The sequence below is a fragment of the Granulicella sp. S156 genome (assembly GCF_009766105.1).
GTDB lineage: Bacteria > Acidobacteriota > Terriglobia > Terriglobales > Acidobacteriaceae > Granulicella.
Genome location: NZ_LMUH01000007.1, coordinates 121,867 through 145,266, shown reverse-complemented (window position 1 = coordinate 145,266; position 23,400 = coordinate 121,867). Strand labels below are relative to the sequence as shown.

The window sequence follows — 23,400 nt, the reverse complement described above, 5'->3', positions numbered from 1 at the left end:
TGCATGCTTTCTGTTCTTTTCGCCCCCCAAAGCCACATTCTGGTTGCTACCTTTACCCTATGACGATTGAGAAGTATCGTCACCCGTTCCTCTTCTCTATTGATGAGAAGTTCTATCTATATGTGCTGGGTCTGGAAATAGATATCATTGCCTCATTTCATAGATTCATCCCTCTTTACCTCCTTTATCTGGCCGACGGCGTGCTTTGCGTATCTGACCGGCGGCGCGCTTTGTGAAAGTCCTTTGCATAACTGCGAGGTAACCCTCCGTGCTACATTGCAAACTGCTACCGGCTGGCGCGTTGTTCGTTTTACTGATTCCATACACGGCACTGGGACAGCTCCTGGTAGTACCGGAGAGTGCACAGTCAACAGGCAGCCCAAATAGTACGGGCGGAGCCAGAGCAGCTAGTTGGGTCACGCCGACCGTGACGCAGGCGAGCCGTCTGCTGGATCAAACCACGTTTGGTGTGCGTGCGATTGATATAACGAATGTTCAGCAGATTGGGCTGGACGCCTATATTGCAGAGCAGCTCAATACTCCACAGACAGCGCTGGGGGTGTTGTCGGATCCGCTTCCCAAGGCATGCATGGGCGATCCGGGTATTTGCTTTGAATCGGAGTTTTGGCAGACGGCGTTGACTGCGCCAGACCAGCTGCGGCAGAGAGTTGCCTTTGCGTTGAGTGAGATGTGGGTGACGTCAACGCAGGTGATTGATGGAAACGCAGCTCCGCAGTACTACAACACACTTGCAAAAGATGCGTTTACCAACTGGCGCACGATCATGGAAGATGTGACGCTGTCGCCAGCAATGGGGCAGTATCTGAGCATGGTGAACAGTAGCAAGGCGCCAGCAGGACAGATCGCAAATGAGAATTATGCGCGCGAGATGATGCAGCTGTTCTCGATTGGGCCAGTGATGCTGAATCCCGATGCTACAGCGCAGACAGATGCTTCGGGAGATACGATTCCTGCTTATACGGAGGCGCAGGTGCAGGCGTTTGCACGAGTGTATACGGGGTGGACGTATGCGACTTCGACAGGGGCGGCTCCGACAAGCTTCCCCTCTTATGTCCCCAACTACTCGATGCCGATGGCAGCGGTGGATTCAGCACACGATACGACATCGAAGACGCTGTTGAATAATGTGGTGCTGCCGGCAGGACAGTCGACATCGCAGGATCTGGAAGCCGCGCTGGATAATATCTTCGCGCATCCGAATCTGCCTCCGTTTATCTGCAAGCAGCTCATACAACACCTGGTAACAAGCACGCCTTCGTCTGCGTATGTGGAACGAGTGAGCCAGGTCTTTATCGACAATGGAAGTGGTGTTCGTGGCGATATGTCAGCCGTGATCACGGCGATCCTGATGGACACTGAAGCCCGGGCCGGGGATTGGGATCCGAACTATGATGGCGGCCATTTGCGGGAACCGGTTCTGTATCTGACGAATGTGATGCAGGCGCTGAAGTATATGGACATCAATACAGGCCTTGAGAAGCAAGGCGCGTATGTAGGGTTGCGGAACTATACGAGCCCGTTGGGTGAGATTCCGCTGCGGTCGTCCAGCGTCTTCAACTTCTTTTCGCCATCGTATGTGGTTCCTGGAACTACGTTGAATGCGCCGGAGTTTGGGCTGGAGAATACAGCCGCTGTACAGCAGAGGCTGACGCTGGCCGACCAGTTGGCGGAGAACCAGATCGCCGGCTTCAATGGCAACCTGACGGTGACGAGTGCGATGGGGCAGTTGGCAGGGAATCCGAGTGCTCTGGTCGATAAGCTGGGAGTGATGTTTCTGCATGGGCGGATGCCGCGCGACATGAAGGAGATGATTGTGAATGAGATCTCCAGCCTGACGGACATTGGACAGCGAGTGCGGGTGGCTGTCTATCTGGTGATCAGCAGCTCTGAATACAAGGTAATGCACTAAGACAAAGGAGAGAGAAGCCATGAATCGTAGAAGTTTTGTCCGGTGTGCCTCCCTTGTTGCGGCAGGCAATGTGTTGGGGTTACGTCCATTTGGATTGATGAATGCTCTAGCGCAGACATCGACCGATTACAAGGCACTCGTGTGCGTGTTTCTGTATGGCGGGAATGACGGGAACAACACGTTGATCCCGTTCGATCCGTCGGGATATGCGAACTATAAGGCTATTCGCGGGCCTTTGGCCCTGGCGCAGAGTACGGTGTTGCAGCTGAATTCGATGCCGACATTTGGGTTGCATCCGAGTATGCCGGAGCTGCGAGCGCTGGTAGATTCTGGAAGTGCGGCGCTGGTGGCCAATGTGGGTACGCTATTACAGCCATTGACACAGGCACAGTTTGCGGCAGGGCAACCGGTGCCGAGCAATTTGTTTTCTCACCCCGATCAGCAGGTGGAGTGGCAGAACGCGGCGAAGAGCGTAGCCACACAAACGGGATGGGCTGGACGAATGGCAGATGCACTGGCTTCTACTTACAACGTTAATGCTTCTATCCCGATGGTTACGTCGGTGGATGGGGATACCGTGTTTTGTGATGGGCAGACAACGGGGCCTGTGGCTGTATCTCCGGGAGGCATCGGTGCGGTGACGTGTTCGGAGGTGTCGGAGTGCTCGTCGAGAACCGCTGTCGCGCAGGCGATGTTGACGATGAAAAGTGGAGTATCGCTGGTACAGGCAGACAATGCGATTACGACCAATGCTTACAAGTATGCGACGGTACTGTCTGACGCTGTGCAATCGGTGCCTTCTCTGCAGACGGTCTTCCCAGCGAATAATCCGCTGGCAGCGCAGTTGCAACAAGTGGCACAGATTATTCAGGTACGAGCTGCGTTGGGGGTACAACGACAGATATTCTTTTGCGGCATAGGGAATTTTGATACCCATTCGTCCCAGTTGAATACACAGGCGGTGTTGCTGGCAGAGATGAGCCAGGCGGTTTCGGCGTTCTATCAAGCGACGCAGGAGCTTAACGTGTCACAGCAGGTGACGACGTTTACGATGTCGGACTTTAGCCGAACGTTCCAGCCAAACTCAAACAGCGGCAGCGATCATGGATGGGGTTCGCATCACGTTGTGCTGGGCGGAGCCGTGAAGGGTGGGAGTATGTATGGGACTTATCCGACTCTGCAGCTTGGTGGGCCAGATGATTCGGGATCGAATGGAAGATGGATTCCATCGACCGCGAGTGTGCAGTATGCGTCGACACTTGCTCAGTGGTTTGGAGTACAGCAGGCGCAGCTGGCGACAGTATTTCCGACGCTATCCGCGTTTAGCGTGAATAAGCTTGGATTTATGGGGTGAGGTTGTTTTTCATCAATTTAAAACTGCGCCGAAACAACTCTTGCTGAGGGATCAATCAATCAAATTGCCATTAATGACATAAATTGTTATGCTCGTTCGCCATGAAGAAGGATCTAGAAATATACGTTCTGCGATCCATAAGAATTCACTTCGCGTTTTGTTTCGTATTACTTCTAGCGGTCCCATGCTCGGGTTTAGGACAGTTGGTGGATTGTAGCCCTAGTTCGCCCGATACTGATGCTGGCTCCTGTCAACAGCGGGAGAGCCGTCATATTGTTGAGTCCGATCTTCTGGCGGAACATTTCGACCAGCTGGACAGCAAAGCAGAACGATATCGCCAGAATAAATCTCGGACATCTGGAGGGGATTGGAGCCTGTGGCAGTTTTATTCTGAACTTGCAGAGGGCCAGCCAGGTGATGAGAGAGCTATTGATTACATCTCTCATCTGGAGCGTTGGGTGCAGCAACGACCCGATTCGATTACAGCTCGTGTCGCTCTTGTTACTGGATATCTTCGTTGGGCTTCGGCTGGGACTCTAAAAACTAATGGGTTATATCTGGGTAACAACTTAATCGTCCATAGACAACGCATAGAAAAAGCGCGAGTTGTACTTGAGAGTTCAGCCCATATGAGTTCTATGTGCCCCCAGTGGTATTGGGAGGCAATGATGGTTGGCCTTTCATCAGGTTGGGATACTACTCGGATCCGGGACATATTTGAAAAGGGAATTCAGTTCGAACTTGGTTACTTCTATCTCTACCGCCGATATGCCCTCTATCTGTGGCATGCTGACCAACCTGGGGACCTCGGTTTCGATAGTACGCGATCCGTGCCGGATATGGGGCACCCCGAACTAGCATCAGCTCTTGCCAAGTCTTCAGCCGATAGGCTTGGTGGTACCCATGGCGATCAACTCTATTTTCGTATTGCAGCTGGCCTTATGACTAGCCGCGACCCCGGTGGTTTTGCCGTTGCCTTTGGCAGCGGTTTCCCTTCAGACATGTTGGATTGGGGGCGAATTCAAAGAGGGTATCAGGCACTGGCGACGGAATACCATATATCACAACGTACCATAAATGAAATGGCGCTCATGGCTTGGAAGTTTAAGGATCCCGAAACTGCCCGCCAACAGTTTGCAATCATCGGCGGTAGGTTTTCTTCTGAAGTTTGGGGAGATAGAAAACGATTTGATCAAGCCAGAAAATGGTGCGGAGCATCATCTTGAGCGGAGCTTTCGAAAAGACGAGTATTAAAATAATCCTTCATTATTGAATACCCACAGACACCTCGTATGAGCACATTTTAATAGACGGAGGCTACCTTGCTGCCTAAAAATGTCGCGCCATTGAAATCGCATCTATCTTCCAGGTGATTCGCTCGTGCGCGAGAGCTTGCCTCTGCAAGCGCCCACATCTCAAAATCGAGATGTGGGGCACCCACTTCGGGGGGGCTGTGGAATCTGGGCCAGCCGCCTAAATCTGTTGAGCTCGGCTATAGGCGAGTGGGGTGGCGCCGACCACGTTCTTGAAGACCTTGATGAAAGCGCTGACGCTTCTGAATCCCACGGCAAGAGCAGTCTGAGTAACAGAACTCCCTCTCGACAGTTTTTCGAGAGCAACAAACATACGCAGATGTTGGAACCATTGCCCGATCGTCATCCCGGTCTCGCGCTGGAAGTTACGAAGAAGCGAGCGTTTCGACATGCCCGCAAATCGTGCCCAATCATCGAGACTTCTGTTTGTTCCCAAATGCTTCAACATCTCATCTGCAAGTCTCTTGAGTCGAGGGTCAATGGGCATTGGGAGATGCAATGACTCTGTTGTTGCATTCCTGATCTCATCCCGCAAGACAGTAATGAGGTGGCGCCTGGTGGCGGGTGCGGGCGGATCATGCTTCCACTCCGATATCCGTATCGATATCTGTTCCACCAATGGAGACAACGGCAGCACTGTTGGCTTTTGGGGAAGTGACGCGCAGGCAGCGGCGGGTAGATAGAGCGACCATCCCGAGATCTTTCCAAGAGAACGCATGCAGTGCTGATACGAAGGTGGTATCCAGCAGCAGCGGTTCGGCAGAAGTGCCCATACCCCCGTCGAAGTCTGAACGAGAGCGAGGCCTGACTTCAGCGAGAAAAGTTGGCCCTTGGAGTGTGAATGCTCTTCCGTACTCAGCGACACAGGGACATCGACATGCCAATGCATAACGTCGTCTTTGGATTCTTCTACGACCTGATGCAATTGAAGGTTGGATTTGGCCATATCAAGCTATTCTTTGGCAATTCTAGCTGATTTATGCCTGAAGTTTTTGCCTATGCTGGAATAGTGCGGTGATGAAGTCTTCACACTGCTCGTCACACTATGCCTTTGAAAGAGAGCAGCCCATGAGTCTAGTTCTGCAGAACATCCCAACTACCGAAGGTGTCCGGAAGATCTCACCGGAGGAGGGTGAAACGTTCGACATCGCCGGAGCTCACATCACCTGGAAGGTCAAGGCTGAGGAGAACGCCTATGCCTTCGCCGTATGTGAGCAGACCTTACAGCCAGGAGAGGGAGTTCCGTTGCATTCTCATATTGCACCGGAAGTTTTCTACATTCTGGCTGGCAGCGCTGAGTTCTTCCGCGTCCTCGAAGGCAAAGAAAACTGGATCCATTGTGAGGCTGGATCGACCATGATCCTTCCGCCAAATGCATTGCATGCTTTCTACAATAAAAGTTCCGAGCCATGTCGCGTGCTGGGCATATCCACACCGTCCCACCAGGCTTTCTTCGATGCGGTAGCGAGTGCTGATCTGCATCAGCCATTCTCAACGCTCGCTCCGCCAGAAGCTATGGAACGGGTCGCTAAGATCGCCGCAGAACATGCTATGTATTTTGCGCCGTACGATGTAAATGCCACAGCCCCAAAATGAATGGAGGCTCGTGCGAGAGGTTGCCTCTGCAAACGCCACATCTCAGAAGCGAGATGTGGCGTTTGCTTCTGCGGAGGCACAATGAAATCGGGGCCACCTGCCTATAAATCCCTGTACCCAAGGGCGAAAGACAACCGCGCGGGAAGATCCAGCACGCCGCTCGCAATTTATTGCCTCTTATTGTCAATATTCGGACTAAGTTTGCACCGGGTGGGTGTTACTTAACGTCCCGAGCCGTGCAGCTAAAAATAAAACAAAACCTCGTATAATTCGCGGCACCCCTTCAGATAGTGAATGGGATCACTTCAACGATGCGAGGAGGCCATTCTGCTCGCCTATGTTGAAAATACTCGGGTCAGGGAAGAGGGATATATGCGGAAGTTAAGAAACATCGGGCTTACCTCTATTCAACACTTCGTAGTTACGCGTACCAAGGTATTGTTGCTGCTCCTACTGTTTGCGGTGCCGTCGTTTTTGAGGTTATCTGCACAAACGGGATATACGGGAATCTTCGGCGGCGGACCGCTCTATAAGAGCGGTGCGGCAACTAATATCGCTGAACTGGAGAACTCCGGCTTTACGGAAGTCATTGTCTGGAGCGTCGAGGTCTCCTCGACTGGAGATTTGAATCTCAATGGCGAGTTTCCGCTAACGTCGAATGGCGCCTACGTCGGGAACCAGACGTATCCGAATTTCGCCTCTGATATGGCAACCCTGAAACAAGGGACGGTGAAGAGAATCACCTTCAGTATCGGATCCTCGAATGTTGGGGATTTTCAAGATATCGAGTCCCTGGTCAACTCGCAGGGTACCGGTTCGAGCAGCATCCTTTATAAGGACTTTCAAGCGTTGAAAGCTGCGATTCCCGCGCTGGATGCCATCGATCTCGACGACGAAAACAACTTTGATGCGGCCTCTACCACTGCGTTTTCAGTGATGCTGCATGGGCTTGGCTATAACGTTATGCCGGATGCCTTCGACAATAGCTCTTATTGGACATCGCTGGTTTCGTCGATCAACACTCAAAGCCCGGGAACGGTGGATGGCGTCCATCTGCAGACATACTCCGGCGGATCCGGAAACACTCCATGCTCTGGGTGGGATTTTGGTTCTGTTCCGGTATTTCCGGGAGTGTGGGATCAGGATGACACAGCCAGCCAAACACAAAGCCAGATGAGCAGTTGGCACAGCCAATGCGGGATTACGGGCGGGTTCCTCTGGATTTATGACGACATCGTAGGGAAGAGCGAGGCGGCGCAATACGCCAGTGCGATCAATACAGGTGTAGCTGGTTCAACTACTGGGGGCAGTGCCACGGCAGTCAGCCTCACATCCTCCTTTAACCGTGAGGGAATCTATTCGGACGGAACCAGCTTTGCGTCCAATGCGGGACTGGATGGGAATGGCTATGCTTACTCGGCGAATCTTCTAGGCTCGTCGCAGAGTTGGAACGGTGAAACTTTCAGTATCGGTGCGGCGAATTCGTCCAATGTTGTGAGCGCCGCCGGACAGCAAATCACCTTGCCTTCCGGGAGTTACTCTTCACTGCAGATGCTCGCTACAGGGGTGAACGGCAATCAGGCTTCACAGACCTTCAAAGTGACGTACTCTGATGGGACCACATCCTCATTTACACAAAGCCTGAGCGATTGGTTTACCCCCCAGGGCTACAGTGGCGAGTCGAACGCTGTGACCCAGTCCTATCGCGACACAAGCAGCGGAGGAGAAGACAGCCATACCTTTAATCTCTATGGCTATTCGTTTTCTCTGAACAATACGAAGACGGTGCAAAGCGTTACGCTCCCCAGCGATTCGAATGTCGAGGTCGTGTCACTTATCCTGGTGTCGTGATTGTCGTGATTCGTTGTTAGGTCCTTTACCTGGGGCTTGCGCCCCAGGCTGGGATCTACCGCCCCTTTGGGGCTGGGTATCGTGCTGCTCTGCGGATTTTGCGTACGTCCTCAAAGTCCGTGGGATACCCATTTCCGCGACGGAGTGCTATGAAATCCGGGCCACCCGCCGCTGTCTGGGTTCATCTCGGGTGGCTTGAACAGAGTTGTAATCCACTAGAAGCGGAGCTCGCCTCCGAGTTGGATATTTCGATTTCCTGGAGGTGGCACAATGGCGCCGTTTGCAGCGAATGTTGCCGTTGAGCCGGAGCTGTAATAGCGATTCAGAAATCCGGACTGTGGAGACTTCAGCGCATCATCCAGATAGGCGTCCGGTGTTCCGAAGTAAGCGTGGTTCAGAACATTGAACGCAGTGATTTGCAACTGAAGCGTGATGTTTCGTCTTAATCTGACATCCTTGTAGATGCTGGCATCCATGGAATTCCATGGTTGTCCGCGAAGCGTATTGCGCCCTACGCCTGGATACGTGTTGCCAACCGCCTGAGCTTCATACTGGTTATCGTAGATCCAGTGAACGTCATTGCGGGAGATCTGTTTACCGGGTACAGCGTAGTCCATATAGCCATGCCCAGTATTGATTCCAACTGAGCCAATGGGTGCCTTCGGGTTCGCGAGCACAGGCCGGCATACGTCGTAGCCGGAGTTGAAGTAGTTGTTGAATGCAGAGTCGCAGTTGCTGCTATAGCTCATAGGATCATTCGAATCCGCATTCGGCGATTGAGAGGTGGCGCTTTGAAACGGAGTGAAGGGTTGACCGCTGTTGTAGGTGTAAAGAGCATTGGCCCGGTATCCGCCAAGGACTCTTCCCAGAATGCCTCTCTCCTCCTTGAAGAATGGAGACGTGAACGTGACCTTGGAGGCGACCGCATGCGTGTACGACTGCCCGTTTACCCCTCGTTCTCCTGTGGAGAGGTTCAAGGGATTCTGCGCGTATGCGATCGTCGTACCTCCGCCATACGTACTATCGATCTCGCTCGCATTGTCGATAGCGCGGCTATAGGCGTAGGCGATCGAACCACTCCAGTTATGAAGGGACTGCGTCGTAAAGGAAGTCTGCAGGCCGTTGTACTGCGAGAACGCAGTATTGGCCACGGTGCTGCGAAGGAAATGTGTGCAGTCTGAACGAAGGTATCCTGCCGTGGTGGGATCAGAGCAGGAGGATGCGGTCCCTAAGTAGGGGTTCGAATTAATCCTCTGGAACTCATGCGCCGCATGATTGCCGACGTAGCGTATTTCAAGTGCACTCGCTCTACCGACCTGGTGCTGAATGCCAAGTGTCCAGGTCTCTACGAAAGCAGGGCGAAAGTTTGTCGGGACATCCTGCTCAGGATTGAATCTTGGGTCTCCTCCTGACGGAATCAGTGGATCGTCGAGTGCATGTACGGCAGCGTAGGTAAATCCTCCACCGGGCAAGCAGTTCACTGTTTGTCCGTTACAGCTGAATGTGCCGGAGTTGACGACGGGGCTTCCTGAAGCAGCTGTAAGAAAGATCTCGTTGAAGGAAGGATCTGCGTTAATCGCGAACCCTCCACGTATCACCAATCCTTTATCTATATCGGGATTGAAGGAGAAGCCTAGCCTTGGCTCGATGTTCTTCCAGTAGTTGTTGATTTTGGGGAAGGTAGTTGCAGAGAGCGGCAGAGAGGTATTCCAGAACGGATTGGATCCTGTCTCCTGCGCAACCGTCTCGTTGTGCAGCGCGTTCACCGCCTGGCCAAAGTACTCATAGCGAAGACCGATGTTCAGTGTGAGGTTTGGTCTGGCTTTGATGTCATCCTGGACATAGAGAAACACGTTAGGTGCTTCAAAGTGCGTCGTCGCATTGCCGGCGGTTAAAGAGGTAAATGAGACGCCCTCCAGCAGTGCCGTGTATCCGTTGTAGGTATCCGCGCCAGCCGACGTGTTGCGAAGCGGAAATGCTGCACCGCCGGGTGTGAAGTTGAATACGCCGGCACCGTTGGGCAGATTGATGTTCGGGTTGTTCTGATAGTCGAACTCACCTCCGAAGCTGACACTGTGGCGACCGACTGAGCCTGTCGCATTGTTCTGCAGTTGAGTCACTTTGGCGATGCGGCCTGTAGGTTGTCCTGCTGGATAACCTAGCTGTAGAAACGAGCTTCCGAAACTCACGCTCGACGGGCAGGTGCTCAGATTGCCGATGGTGCAACTAGGCACTCCACCACCCTCAAATCCAAGCCTGGCCTGCTGAAAAGAATAACGAAGCTGATCAACCCAGTGTGGTGAGAAGGTATGGGTCCAGTCAGCGCCAACGGAGTGCGTAGTGCTTTGAACATTGACGCTGGAACCGGCAACGAGGTTCCCAAAATAGGCGATGAGGGGTGTGTCCTGGTAGATGTAGCGGAGATAAAAGTGATCCCGATCCGTAGGTTGGAAGTCCAGGCGTCCCATGTCTTCCTGGTCGAGATCGATGTTGGCTACATTGCGAGCTACCTGGGCCATCTCAATGGATTGCGTCGTAACCCCATCGGTGACCAACACGTTCTGCGGTGTACCGAATGACGTTGGATTTCCGGCGCTATAGGCAAACGGCCCCTGTTTCACCAGTTCCTGCGTTCCCGGATTGGATGGAAAACTCTGCTGTAGTTGCGCCAGACCAACGGAGTCGGGAAAGAGGGTTCCCGCGCTGGTATAGCGTGTCGCACCCTGAAATGTTCTTACCCAGTACGTGCTGCCGAAGAAGAAAAGTTTGTCCTTGATGATTGGGCCACCCAGGGTTCCACCATAGGCATTCTGTACAAAGCCTGGCACCGCAGGCTTTGTGCATCCGGACGATACATCTTCGCCGGGCGTGCAATAGCCGAACTGTGGACCCTTTTGTCCCTGGGTCAATGATGAAAGCCAGGTGCCACTATAGAACTCAAAGCCTGAGCCATGAAATTCGTTGGTACCGCTCTTCGTGATGTAGTTAACGATGCTGCCCGCATTGCGCCCATACTGGGCGCTGAAGTTATTGGAGATAACCTGTATCTCCTGCAGCGCGTCCTGGTTGGAGAAGTAAATCTGCGGGCCGGTGATCAGAAGATCGTTGTTCGCCTGGCCATCGAGCTCGGAGTTGTTCGACCGAGACCGCAGGCCGTTGGAGGAGTAGTCCGTGCCATTGGACTGCGCATCCCCGTTGCTATGGGTGGAAACGATTCCTGGCACCAGCAAAGCTGTGGTATCGAACCCGCCATAGACAGGGAGCTCCTGAAGCTCCTTGGACTCAATGGTCGCCGACCCCTGGGATGAAACTGTATCGAGCAGAGCCGCTGAACTGGCTGCAACCTGTACGGTCTCTGTCATCGAACTGGGCTGCAGCTTCTGGTTCCCGATCGACGTGGTGTTGCCGGTCGTGACCAGCGCCTGCTGTATCGTGTCTTTGCTGAAACCTTCGTTCGTAATACTCACCGTGTAAGAACCTACTGGTAGATCACGAAGCGTAAACGTTCCATCGGAGCCGGTGACGGTCTTGAATAGACCTTTGGTGTTTTCGTTCACAGCGGTAACGCTGGCGTTGACCACGGCGGCCCCGGTGGAGTCGGAGATAAAGCCCGTCAGTGAGCCCGTAATGATGCCCTGAGCGACCATGACGGGAGAAAGGGTCGAGGGTACGAACAAGGTTCCCAATACAAACCCAGCCAGAAGAATGGGTAGAAAGCGATTCGACATTCGTGACATTCGAAACCTCCTGTTGACACATGGATGTGACACATAGATCGAAGACAGCGAATTGCACGGCGCAGGAACAGGTCATCTGAGAAGGCTCTGCGCAGACGGCATTCGCCCAAAGGTGAGGGAAGTAAGGACCCGAAAAGATACTTATGAACGTATCGTTAAAATGTTATCGCGTCAACAGAATGTATCCGAAGCGTTGGTTGAAGGCTGCCTCAGGGGTGACGCTCTGGGGCAGCGGTTCGCAATGGAGCCGCTGATTCCAGAGCGTCCTGGCGATACGAATCGCCATAGAGTTGATAATGGATGAGAGCCTATTCCTCTCCGAATTAAGCTTTATGGGATCGAGGGAGTGAGCCAGGCGGCAAGCGAAGATGCACTCTGTGATCGAACCCGTGCAGTATCAAGAGTCCCAACGCCTCAAAGAAAAAGAGGGTGGGGATGGCGATCTTGATGTGCCCGAATCTTTTCGGTCTCCCTCCTGGCATGCCCTGCCGGAAGCCTTCCGAGCCTGTGCAGCCAGTAGCGTTAACTCTGTGCTGTTGGAGACCGCGAAGCCAGATGGGGTTCAAGATAAGAGCTTGCTCTTCCTGAATCCGCTGCGGGAGCTGATCGCATGGACTGATCGCGACCTGGACCACCTTCTCAGGGAGATTGATCGTCATCTCGCCCAGGGTGCGTTCGTTGCGGGATACTTCGGCTATGAGTGTGGTGAGCACTTCGTTGGACTGACGCCTAGACGATCAGAGGGTTCATCTCCGTCAGAACCTTTGGCGTGGCTCGGAGTCTTTGCGCTCCCCATCGAGTTCGACCACTCCAGTGGAGTGATACGGGGAACGCTCCCAATGCCAGACACGACGAGGGCCACGCTACGTGAGGACGCCACGGTCATCACAGATGGCCTGCAAATATCGCGGGAAGACTACCGTGCAGCACTCGCTCGTATCTATCAGCATCTCGATGCTGGTGATACCTACCAGGTGAACTTCACCGATAGAATCACAGGCCATACGGAGTCTGAGCCGCTGGCCGTTTATGAGATGTTGCTGAGGCAGCAGCCAGTCTCTTTTGCTGCCCTCATCAATAGGGTAGAAGGACCGCTACTTTCGTTCTCCCCGGAGCTATTTTTTCGCACCACGCAAGGACGCATTGCCGTCCGCCCCATGAAGGGCACATGGATGCGGGGGAACGATCTGGTGGAAGATCGCAGAGCGGAACAGGATCTGCGGAACGATGAAAAGAATCGCAGCGAGCACGTCATGATTGTGGACCTGCTGCGGAACGATCTCGGACGTATTTGCAGATACGGCACGGTCAAGGTCGACAATCTCTTCCAGGTAGAGACCTACAATACTCTGCTCCAGATGACGTCGACGTGCTCTGGACTGCTGGAGGATGGGCTTTCTCCGTCTCAGATCTTTGCGCACCTGTTTCCTTCGGGATCCATCACGGGAGCTCCCAAACGCAAGACGATGGAGATTATCCGGGAGCTGGAGCAGAATCGTCGTGGGGTTTACACGGGCTCCATTGGCTACTTCGGACCAGGCGGGGAGGCCTGTTTCAATGTCGCTATCCGAACCGTGCAGCTTCAGAACGGCCGTGTCATGATGGGCGTCGGCGGCGGGATCACGGCAGACTCGAAGCCGGACGAGGAGTTTGAAGAGTGTCGGCTGAAGGCTAGTTTTCTCACGAACAAACGTCCTCCGATTGCTTTGATAGAGACGATGCGCTGTGAAGGTGAAATCGCTCTGCTTCCCCTTCACCTGCGAAGGCTTGACGATTCGGCGCAGTACTTCGGTATCCGGTATGACGGCGACCGGCTGCAGAGAGAGTTGGCCTCAGCCGTCAGGGATTGTGGAAGTACAGCAAGCAGGGTGCGGGTCGAACTCAGCGAAACGGGAGATTGGAGCATTACTGCTGAACCCCTGGCGCCCGTGATTTGGAATGGCCGCCTGTTATTGGCGGAGGAACGCACTCATTCAGCAGACGTATTCCTGCGCCACAAGACGACGAATCGAGAGCTCTATGAACGAAACCTAACCACGGCGCGACGTCTGGGGTTTGATGAGGTTTTGTTCCTCAACGAACGATCGGAACTAACAGAAGGTGCGATCAGTAACGTTCTGGTTCTGATGAACGAAGCATGGATGACGCCTAGCCTGGCTTCTGGAGTTCTACCAGGAGTCCAACGGGCGCACCTACTCCAATCTTTGCAGAACGTGGAGGAGGGGGAGATCAGCCTCCACGTTCTGCGGGATGTTGAAAGCATCTGTGTCTGCAGTGGATTGCGAGGCATACGGCCGGTGCTTTCGATTGAGCGAGTGGATGGGACTGTCATCTGGAGAGGGCAGCAGAACACGTCTCTGGTCAATGCCGTGCCCCTCCCTCAATAATTCGGGGATCACGGGTGGAACGATGAGAGCGAGAGCTAATCTTGGATTGCATCATAGTTTATTTTCTAAACTATTTAGGACAAGATCAAAGCATTGTTGACCCTGCAGATTGCGGCCAACACAATCACAGGAGACCAAGGAGTCTCTGACATTGAGCAGTGCCACTGATGTTGCATCCGTCCTGGAGTTGTACCGGCTTCCGTTCTTTGATCTTCTCTTCCGTGCGCATTCCGTCCATCGGTCCTTTCATGATCCGGAAGATATTCAGCGCTGCGTTCTTCTCTCCATCAAGACGGGTGGTTGCCCGGAGGACTGCGGCTATTGCTCGCAGTCGGCGCATCACCAGACGGAACTCCAGCGAGTGCCTCTCCTTTCCGTGGAGGAAGTGCGTGCCTCCGCACTGAGGGCGCGGGAGCAGGGAGCGCAACGCTTCTGCATGGGAGCGGCGTGGCGCAATGCTCCAGAGGGCGAGCCCTTCGAGCGTGTGCTGGCGATGATTCGAGAGGTGAAATCGTTGGGGCTGGAGGCCTGCGTTACACTCGGCATGCTGACTGCCGAGCAAGCCCATCGCCTGAAAGAGGCAGGCCTTGATGCGTACAACCACAATCTCGACACCAGCCGCGAGTATTACCCCAAAATTACTACCACCCGTACCTATGACGACCGCCTGAAGACGATTCGGAGGGTTCGCGAAGCAGGGATCACAGTCTGTTGCGGCGGTATTCTCGGACTCGGGGAGAGCGATCAGGATCGCTGCGCGCTTCTAAGCGAGCTTGCGCAGATGGAACCGCAGCCTGAGTCCGTACCCATTAATCTGCTGGTGCCGATTCCGGGAACACCGCTCGGAACCATGCCTCCGGTCGAGACGACGGATCTTATCCGAACGATTGCAGTCGCACGAATTCTGATGCCGCTTTCTCGTGTCCGCCTGACGGCAGGACGGCTGAGCCTCAACAAGGAGGCTCAGCTGCTCGCCTTCTTTGCGGGGGCGAACTCCATCTTCATTGGAGAGAAACTACTTACTACGCCAAACATTGCTCCGGCCAAGGACAAGGCGATGTTGACGGAGATTCGGGCTTGAAGCGTATCTATTAGCTCGCCTCCATGAATGTTTTTGTTGTTGCTTCTGAAGTAGGGGCTGGCTTCGGCCTCTCCGATAGGCTCTCCTTTTCACCAGCACTATGCCCATGAAAAAGAGAGCATGTCCCAGGGGCTGAATCCCATTTTGTTACCGGCCTTGGATGTCCGGACTGAAGTCCGGACCTATCTGAGAAATAAAAGCAAAGACAAAATAAAGACAAAATAAAGACAAAGCCGAGAGGGCGGCAGTCGTTACTACAAAGGTTTATAGACACACCGCAGTTTGATGAAAGTTCCTAAATCGCCCACGCAGATGCGGAGAATCTAGTTGTTTCTGTTTAGACCTGGGCTGCTCGTCTAGATGCCGCCGATGTAAGAGCCAGTCATGCTGGTTATGGAACCTAACAATAGTGCGATCACTCTTGTGATAGACTCCCGCTTGATTCAATAATCCTCAATCTGCAAATGCTTTACCAAGGGCCCGGGCTTCGTGTGCTGTTTTATTAAACACACGGCAGAGGCCCAGAGGTCCGCTTGATTCAGGGAGTTCTCCTCATATGGTGTTTAGCCGTCGAACCGCATCGGCCTTTGTATCTCGTCTCCAGTCCACTTGCTCTCTGCGCCGCTGGTCTCGCCGGGCAAGCTTCTTTCTGATCTGGTGTGCCGCTCTTGCATTTGCACTCGGCATTTCTTCTGCTGCACAGGCGCAGCAGCTTCAGGTGTTGCAGAACCATGTGCGTGCGGCGGTTTCAGATCACCAGGCGGCGCTGGCCGGGGCCATGCCTCCGGACCAGAAGATGCAAGCCTCGATTGTGTTGCCGCTGCGGAACAGCGCGGCGCTGACGAGCCTGCTTGGCCGGTTGTACGACCCCACCAGCCCGGACTACCGGCACTTTCTGACGGTGGCTCAGTTCACAGATCAGTTCGGCCCTACTAATGAGGATTTCCAGGCCGTTGTGGCCTTCGCGCAGGCGAATGGCCTGACCGTGACACAGCTTCCCGCGAACCGGCTTATCGTTCCCGTCTCGGGCACGGTGGCGCAGATTAGCGCTGCGTTCAATGTACAGATGAACCTGTATCAAGATCCGACAGCGAACCGGACGTTCTTCTCTCCGGATCGTGAGCCTTCGCTGAATCTCAGCGTGAAGGTAGCCCACATCTCCGGACTGGATAACTATTCGGTGCCGCGCCCCATGTCCGTTCACTCACCAAACGGCAAACAAGCGGCGGCTGTTACCGGCTCGGGGCCGGGCGGCTCGTACCTGGGCAGCGACATGCGCGCAGCCTACTATGGCGGAACGACGCTGAATGGCACTGGACAGGCCGTCGGCCTTCTGGAGTTCGAGGGCTACCTTCTCAGCGACGTGAATCTGACCTTCAGCAATGCGGGACAGACCTACGCTGTTCCCATTAATAATGTGCTGGTGGATGGAGCTACCGGCGCACCGGTTAGTGGAGACCCGAATGCCGAGGCCGAGGTGGTGCTGGACATCGTTCAGGCAATTGGAATGGCCCCCGGTTTGAGCCAGGTGCGGGTCTATGTCAGTGACGGAGTCGAGGACGCTGACATTTTGAATTCCATGGTTTCAGAGAACCTCGCCAAACAAATCAGCTGTTCGTGGGGATGGATGCCAGCTGACCCCACGGTCGACGATGTGTTTTTCCAGGAGATGGCTGCACAGGGACAAAGCTTCTTCACGGCTTCCGGCGATAGCGGAGCCTTTGATGCGGCCATTAGCCCTTATTTCTATCCTGGCGAGGACCAGTACGTTACCGCAGTGGGTGGTACCCATCTGACCACCAGCGGCGCGGCTGGTAGCTGGGTTTCGGAGACGGTCTGGAACTCCGGGGGAGATGGCAGCGGCGGTGGCATCAGCCCGGATAACATCTCCATTCCGAGTTGGCAGGTCGGTCTTGCGACCACTGCCAATGGCGGCTCGACCACCCTTCGCAATGTGCCGGATGTCGCCATGGAAGGTGATTTTGACAACTACAACTGCAGCTTTGGAGTCTGCCAGGGCGGCTGGGCGGGTACCAGTTTTGCGTCTCCGCGGTGGGCAGGCTTCATGGCGCTGGTGAATCAGCAGGCCGTGGAATCAGGAAATGCACCCAGTGGCGGACTAGGGTTCATCAACCCTGCGGTCTATCGGATTGCTCAGGGGGCCAGCACCAGCAGTGATTTCCACGACATTACCGTCGGCAACAATGAGACGAACAATCAGCCGCTGTGGTTCAACGCGGAGGTGGGCTATGACCTGACGACGGGCTGGGGCAGCGCCAACGGGCAGAGTCTGATCAACGATCTTGCCGGGCCGCAGGTGCCGGGCTTCTGGCTGGACAGTTCGCAAAGCTCGATTCTGATCAATCCAGGCAGCACGGCTACCACAACTGTGTCCATTACGGGTGCGGACGGATTCACAGGCAGCGTCAATCTCGCGGTGTCCTCCGGGTTACCCACGGGTGTGACCGCGTCGTTCTCTCCGAACCCTGCCACTACCGGATCATCTGTGCTGACGTTGACGGCGAGCAGCTCTGCGCCTTTCGCCAACCAGGCCATCACCATCACCGGTACCTCGGGCACGTTGACGGCGAGCACCAACACTACGGTCTCAGTGCATGCAGCCGGCTTTACGCTGGCGGCGTTGCCGGCCACATTGGGAATCGCTCAGGGCTCGTCGAGCACGTCCACGATCTCCGTGTTACCGCTGTACGGTTTCACCGGTTCGGTGAACCTCTCTATCGCAGGTCTGCCTGCCGGCGTCACAGCATCCTTTTCTCCGACATCTACCACTGGCACCAGCACACTGACGGTTACAGTCAGCAGCACAGCCACGCCCGGCAGCAGTAACCTGACCATCACCGGCACCTCGGGCACGGTGACGGCAAACGCCAGCCTGCCGCTCACGATCCATGCACCGAGCTTTTCCCTTTCGGGGACAGGTCCCGTCACCGTCGGCCAGGGCTTCACCGGAGCCAGCACCATTTACGTGACCGATCAGTATGGCTTCACCGGCAACGTAAACCTCGCTGTCTCCGGTCTGCCGAATGGCGTGACCGCGTCCTTCTCTCCCAATCCCGCCACAGGGATCTCCGTACTGACCTTCACTGCGAGCAGTTCCGCCAGCATAGGCCAGAGTGTTGTGACCGTCACCGGTACGTCCGGTGCGCTCAGTGCTACGACGACCATCAGCCTGGGCGTGTATGCTCCCTCGTTTACGCTCAACGCGGGTGGCAGTGCGAGTGTCGGTCAGGGTAGCTCAGTGTCCTCCAATGTGTTTGTCACCTCGCAAAACGGTTTTAATGGCAATGTGACTCTTTCGGTCTCGGGGTTGCCGAGCGGAGTGACAGCGCTTTGGTCTCCTAATCCAACGACCAGCAACAGCACTCTGACACTCGCGGCGAGCAGCTCTGTGAAGGTGGGGCAATATAGCCTGACCATTACAGGCGTCTCCGGAAGCGTGAAGGCGACAACTCCTCTCACGCTCAGCGTCTACGCTCCGACCTTCACGTTGTCGTCCTATTACGGCGTGAGTCTCGGTCAAGGCACCACGGGAACCGCCTCCTTCTCCGTCGTTCCGCAATACGGTTTCACCGGCAGTGTGAATCTTGCTGTCACAGGGCTTCCCAGCGGAGTGACTGCCGCGTTTTCCCCAAACCCTACTACGGGAACCAGCACGTTGACGTTGACTGCAAGCAATACGGCAGCGGTGGGGCAATACACTCTCACGATCACGGGCACTTCGGGAACGCAGACCGCGACCACGACACTCCCTTTGGGCGTTTATGTCCCCACCTTTACACTCACGAATTACGGGGGCATCACTGTCGGCCAGGGAAGTTCGAATTACGGATATATATACGAAACTCCTCAGTATGGCTTTACTGGCAACGTGAATCTGTCGGTTTCTGGTCTGCCCAGCGGTGTCACAGCCTCGTTTAGTCCTAACCCCACGACCGGATTCAGCACGTTGACGGTGAATGCGAGTAGTACCGCAGCCGTGGGCCAATACACCGTGACGGTGACTGGAACCTCGGGAACGCAGACGGCCAGCACCACGGTGACCCTGGGTGTCTACAAGCCCACGTTCACGCTCTATAGCGGCGGCAGCGTGACGCTTGGACAGGGAACCTCAACCAGCACCTATGTGAGCGTCAATCCGCAATATGGCTTCATCAACAGTGTGAATCTGTCCGTCTCGGGTCTGCCCAGTGGCGTCACCGCTTCGTTCGGGCCCAATCCGACCACGGGAAACAGTACTTTGACCTTGACCGCGAGCAGCACTGCTGTGCTCGGACAGTACACACTCACGATCACCGGCACGTCCGGCAGCATGACGGCAACGACGAATCTTACGCTGGGCGTGTATGTGCCGACCTTCTCGCTGTCGGGCCTTTACAATACTACGGCCGGCCAGGGAAGCTCCGTCACCAGCTACGCCTATGTGTCTTCAGAGTACGGCTTCGCGGGAGGTGTGAATCTCTCGGTCTCCGGGCTGCCCAGCGGCGTGACTGCATCATTTTCTCCCAACCCCACAACCTATAGCAGCACGCTCACTATGAACATCGGAGCCTCTGCTCCTGTGGGAACCAGCACCGTGACGGTCACCGGCACATCCGGCTCTCAGACCGTAACGACGACCTTCCAGTTGACCATCGCTGTACCCAGCTTCACCCTTAATAGTTCGATCGGCACTCTTAGCTTGAATCAAGGGGCTTCCACTACCGGCTACTTCTACATCTATTCTCAAAATGGCTTCTCCGGCAATGTGACACTCAGCGCATCCGGCTTGCCCAGCGGAGTCACAGCTTCGTTCTCGCCGAACCCCACTACAGGGAACAGCACGCTGACCTTGTCGGCGAGCAGCACCGCTGCAACTGGACAGGCGACTGTAACGATCACCGGCACGTCCGGCTCGACGACCGCGTCCACGACCTTTACGCTGACGATTAACTCACCGGGCTTCACCATCGCCGCTGCGCCATCCGAGATATTTCTCTTTCCGGGTAGTTCGGAGACGTCTACTGTGACTTCCGTCTCCCAGAATGGATTTTCCGGCAGCGTCAACTATGTTGTGAGTGGCCTGCCCAGCGGGGTCACAGCTTCGTTCTCGCCGAACCCCTCTTCAGGCGCCAGCATCTTGACGCTGACGGCGGCGGCCACGGCCAAGCCGGTGAGCGGAACGGTGACGATCACAGGCACCTCCGGCTCTCTTACCGCTACGACGGCGCTGCCCGTCACGGTGAGGTCCTCTCAGATCGCCACGGCAACCACCTTGGCTTTGAGCTCGGGCAGCAGCCCGGTGGCCTCGGGCACGATGGTGACAGCTACGGCGAAGGTGACGGCGGGATCCACTTCGTTGACTACCGGCCAGGTAAACTTCTGCGATGCCACGGCGACCTTGTGCGATGCGATCCATCTACTCGGTACGGCACAACTGACAAGCGCTGGAACGGCGGTGCTTCCGTTCATCCCCGGAGCGGGAAGCCATAGCTACAAGGCGGTCTTTGCCGGCACGAACAGCAATGGGACGAGTGCCTCTGCGGCGTCGAGCGTCGCCGTAACGGCCTCGCTGTCGTCGACGACCACGATTGCGCAGAGTGGAAGTGCGGGCAATTACACGTTGACCGGTACGGTTATAGGCAATGGCGCGGTTGCGCCATCCGGCAAGGTGTCCTTTGTGGACACGAACAGTACCGTTACTCTGGGCAGCGGTACGTTGAGCAGCGGTGCGCCGGTCCTCAGCCTAAGCCCCTCGCAATCACCGATTGCGGTCGGCTCACAACCGGTGTCGGTTGTGAGCGGCGACTTCAATAGTGATGGCATTCCCGACCTCGCCGTGGCGAACAATAGTGCAAACACCATCACGATTCTTCTTGGTAACGGCGACGGTACGTTTAAATCGGCGGCCACCTTGCCAACCGGCGCTGGACCTAACTCCCTTGTTGTGGGGGATTTCAACCGCGACGGTCATGTTGACCTTGCCGTCGAGTTGTACAACAGTAGTAGCATCAGTAGCATCACTGTCTTCCTGGGCAATGGTGATGGGACATTCACACCCTCCAGCCTTAGTCCGTCAACGGGACAGCAGCCAATCGCGATGATGATGGGTGATTACAACGGTGACGGCTTGCTGGATCTTGTAGTGGCCGATGCTGGATATTCAGGTTCCAGCTTGACGGTTCTCCTGGGCAATGGCGATGGTACCTTCACGCCTTCCAATTTGAGCCCGCAGTTGGGGTACGCTCCGAGTGCGATTGCGCAAGGTGACTTCAATGGAGATGGCATTCTGGATCTGGCGGTCACTAACTTATATAGCAACACCGTGACCATTCTTCTGGGTGCAGGCGACGGCACTTTTGGACAGAGCGGCACCTTCGCCACGGCTGGCTACGCCAATTCGATCGCGGTCGGAGACCTGAATGGTGACGGCAAGCTCGATCTCGCGATAAGCAACGAGTATCTCGGCAGCGTGACCATCCTTCTGGGTAATGGTGACGGCACCTTCACCGCCGCCACAGGCCCTTCCACGAGTGGTGGTGAGCTTGCGGCGATTGCGATAGCTGACTTGAATGCCGATGGCAACGCAGATCTTATATTGACCAACTTCAGTTCGAGCATTACCGTGCTGCTGGGCAATGGCGACAGCACCTTTGCCGCTGGAATCAATGCTGCGGTAGGATCTGGCCCGGCTGCCTTTGCCGTGGGCGACTGGAACGGCGACGGCATAAAGGACGTTGTGACCGCAAATATCAACGCCAACACTCTTACAGTCGTTACGTCTCAGCTTACACAGACGGCAACTGCGTCCGCATCGGGCATCTCGCCGATCGGCAATGACTCGCAGACCGTGGACGCGAGCTATGCCGGCGACACCATCTATGCCGCCAGCACCTCAGTCCCGACGATGCTTAATCCAGAAAGTGGCGCGCCGCCTGTCACTTTGAGCCTGTCGTCTGCGAGTATCACCACGGCGCAAGCACTGACGGTTACGATCGCTGTTAAGGGATACCCGGCTCCTACTGGTTCGGTTACGCTCACCAGTGGAAGCTATACCTCTGCTGCAACCCCACTCAGTGGAGGCAGCGCTGCGATCGTCATTCCTGCAGGAACACTGCCGGTCGGCACGGATGCGCTATCGGCTAGCTACACCCCAGACTCAAAGAGCACTGGGATCTACACGAGCGCGACTGGATCGGGTTCTGTCACCGTGACCCAGAACGAATCCGTCGGCACAACAACGAGCTTTGTGCTCTCCAACGGAAACCTTACGTTTATCGCGACGGTAGCGCCGGTGAGCGGCAGTGGCGTTCCAACTGGCAGCGTTGGCTTCTACTCGGGGCAAACACTGCTGGGGACGGGCACACTGAGCAATGGCGTTGCGAGCTATACGGCGACGTCTTTCCCGACGGGGAATGCCAGCCTCAGTGCACAGTACAGCGGTGATCCAAACTTCACGCAATCGACCTCCGCTTCTATTCCGGTCCTCAATGCGACTCTGGCCAGCTCATCGCTCACCGTCGCATCGTCGGGCTCTGCTACGGCTAAGTTGACGCTCGCGGTAGCGCCAGGCTATTCGGGAACCTTGCAGCTTAGCTGCACTGGTCTGCCGCAGAATGCTACCTGCAGCTTCGCTCCGTCCTCCGTTCCCTTTACCGGTACTACCAACTCAGCAACTTCGACGTTGACGATTCAGACAGGTACTACTGCAAGTCTTTCGTTGCCCTCTTCGCCCTTTGGAGGCTCACGCGCGACCACGTGGGCAGCGATGCTGGGCCTACCGAGTTTGCTCGCGCTTGCGCTGGCGAGCCGGCGTCGTAAGCTTAGGATCGCCTTGCGGACGATGGCGTTGCTGCTTCTGCTAGGCGCCGCTGCAAACTCGCTGACTGGTTGTGCGGGCGGCGGTAGTGGTTCGTCGGGCGGAGGTGGGGGAGGTTCGACGACAACGCCTGCCGGCACCTACACGGTCCAGGTTGTTACAACCGGAGCGTCAGGACTGTCGCAGTCTACAAGCCTGAGCGTCACCGTGCAGTAAGGAGCCTTCAGGCCGCAAGCTATCTGGGGAAGAGATGACAGTCTCTTCCCCAGATAGCTTGTGGTGTCAGATCGCACCGTTTACAGGCTTCACCTGATTTCCGAATATCAGTTTGATGG

Annotated in this window: 11 protein-coding genes; 8 read left to right on the top strand and 3 right to left on the bottom strand. The window is 55.4% G+C overall.

Annotated features, from left to right (window positions below; translation table 11 throughout):
* The first annotated feature begins 301 nt into the window (after positions 1-301).
* The 3 genes from GSQ91_RS06355 to GSQ91_RS06345 all read left to right on the top strand — a co-directional run bounded on the left by GSQ91_RS06355 (position 302) and on the right by GSQ91_RS06345 (position 4,510).
* A complete protein-coding gene (locus GSQ91_RS06355) occupies positions 302-1,930 on the top strand; it encodes a DUF1800 family protein (protein WP_254064387.1) in 1,629 nt (542 codons plus the stop codon).
* Positions 1,931-1,949: 19 nt separating this feature from the next.
* Complete coding sequence (locus GSQ91_RS06350) at positions 1,950-3,284, top strand: DUF1501 domain-containing protein (RefSeq protein ID WP_158820421.1); 1,335 nt, start codon at positions 1,950-1,952, stop codon at positions 3,282-3,284.
* 101 nt (positions 3,285-3,385) lie between these two features.
* A complete protein-coding gene (locus GSQ91_RS06345) occupies positions 3,386-4,510 on the top strand; it encodes a hypothetical protein (RefSeq protein WP_158820420.1) in 1,125 nt (374 codons plus the stop codon).
* A gap of 247 nt (positions 4,511-4,757) precedes the next feature.
* On the opposite strand, the gene GSQ91_RS06340 is transcribed toward GSQ91_RS06345, so the two are convergent.
* Entirely contained in the window at positions 4,758-5,045 is a 288-nt protein-coding gene (locus GSQ91_RS06340) for a helix-turn-helix domain-containing protein (RefSeq protein ID WP_256370366.1), read from the bottom strand.
* Between the two features lie 127 nt (positions 5,046-5,172).
* Positions 5,173-5,370: a hypothetical protein gene (locus GSQ91_RS06335; protein WP_158820418.1), complete on the bottom strand. Its 198-nt coding sequence runs from the start codon at positions 5,368-5,370 to the stop codon at positions 5,173-5,175.
* A 295-nt stretch (positions 5,371-5,665) separates the two neighbouring features.
* Between GSQ91_RS06335 and GSQ91_RS06330 the strand changes: the two genes are divergently transcribed.
* On the top strand, positions 5,666-6,193 hold the full coding sequence (locus GSQ91_RS06330) for a cupin domain-containing protein (RefSeq protein ID WP_158820417.1): 528 nt from the start codon (positions 5,666-5,668) through the stop codon (positions 6,191-6,193).
* A 372-nt stretch (positions 6,194-6,565) separates the two neighbouring features.
* On the top strand, positions 6,566-8,044 hold the full coding sequence (locus GSQ91_RS06325; RefSeq protein WP_158820416.1) for a hypothetical protein: 1,479 nt from the start codon (positions 6,566-6,568) through the stop codon (positions 8,042-8,044).
* 215 nt (positions 8,045-8,259) lie between these two features.
* Here GSQ91_RS06325 and GSQ91_RS06320 read toward each other — a convergent pair whose 3' ends face one another.
* The gene (locus GSQ91_RS06320) at positions 8,260-11,781 is read right to left on the bottom strand and encodes a TonB-dependent receptor domain-containing protein (RefSeq protein ID WP_158820415.1); all 3,522 of its coding nucleotides are present in this window, start codon (positions 11,779-11,781) and stop codon (positions 8,260-8,262) included.
* A 368-nt stretch (positions 11,782-12,149) separates the two neighbouring features.
* On the opposite strand from GSQ91_RS06320, the gene pabB reads away from it, so the two are divergent.
* The 3 genes from pabB to GSQ91_RS06305 all read left to right on the top strand — a co-directional run bounded on the left by pabB (position 12,150) and on the right by GSQ91_RS06305 (position 23,281).
* Positions 12,150-14,168 (top strand): aminodeoxychorismate synthase component I, encoded by a 2,019-nt coding sequence (pabB, locus tag GSQ91_RS06315; RefSeq protein ID WP_158820414.1) that lies wholly within the window; start codon positions 12,150-12,152, stop codon positions 14,166-14,168.
* A gap of 151 nt (positions 14,169-14,319) precedes the next feature.
* Entirely contained in the window at positions 14,320-15,249 is a 930-nt protein-coding gene (bioB, locus tag GSQ91_RS06310) for a biotin synthase BioB (RefSeq protein ID WP_216845096.1), read from the top strand.
* Positions 15,250-15,805: 556 nt separating this feature from the next.
* Positions 15,806-23,281, top strand: coding sequence for an FG-GAP-like repeat-containing protein (locus GSQ91_RS06305; protein ID WP_158820413.1), 7,476 nt, complete (start codon positions 15,806-15,808; stop codon positions 23,279-23,281).
* The last annotated feature ends 119 nt before the right edge of the window (positions 23,282-23,400 follow it).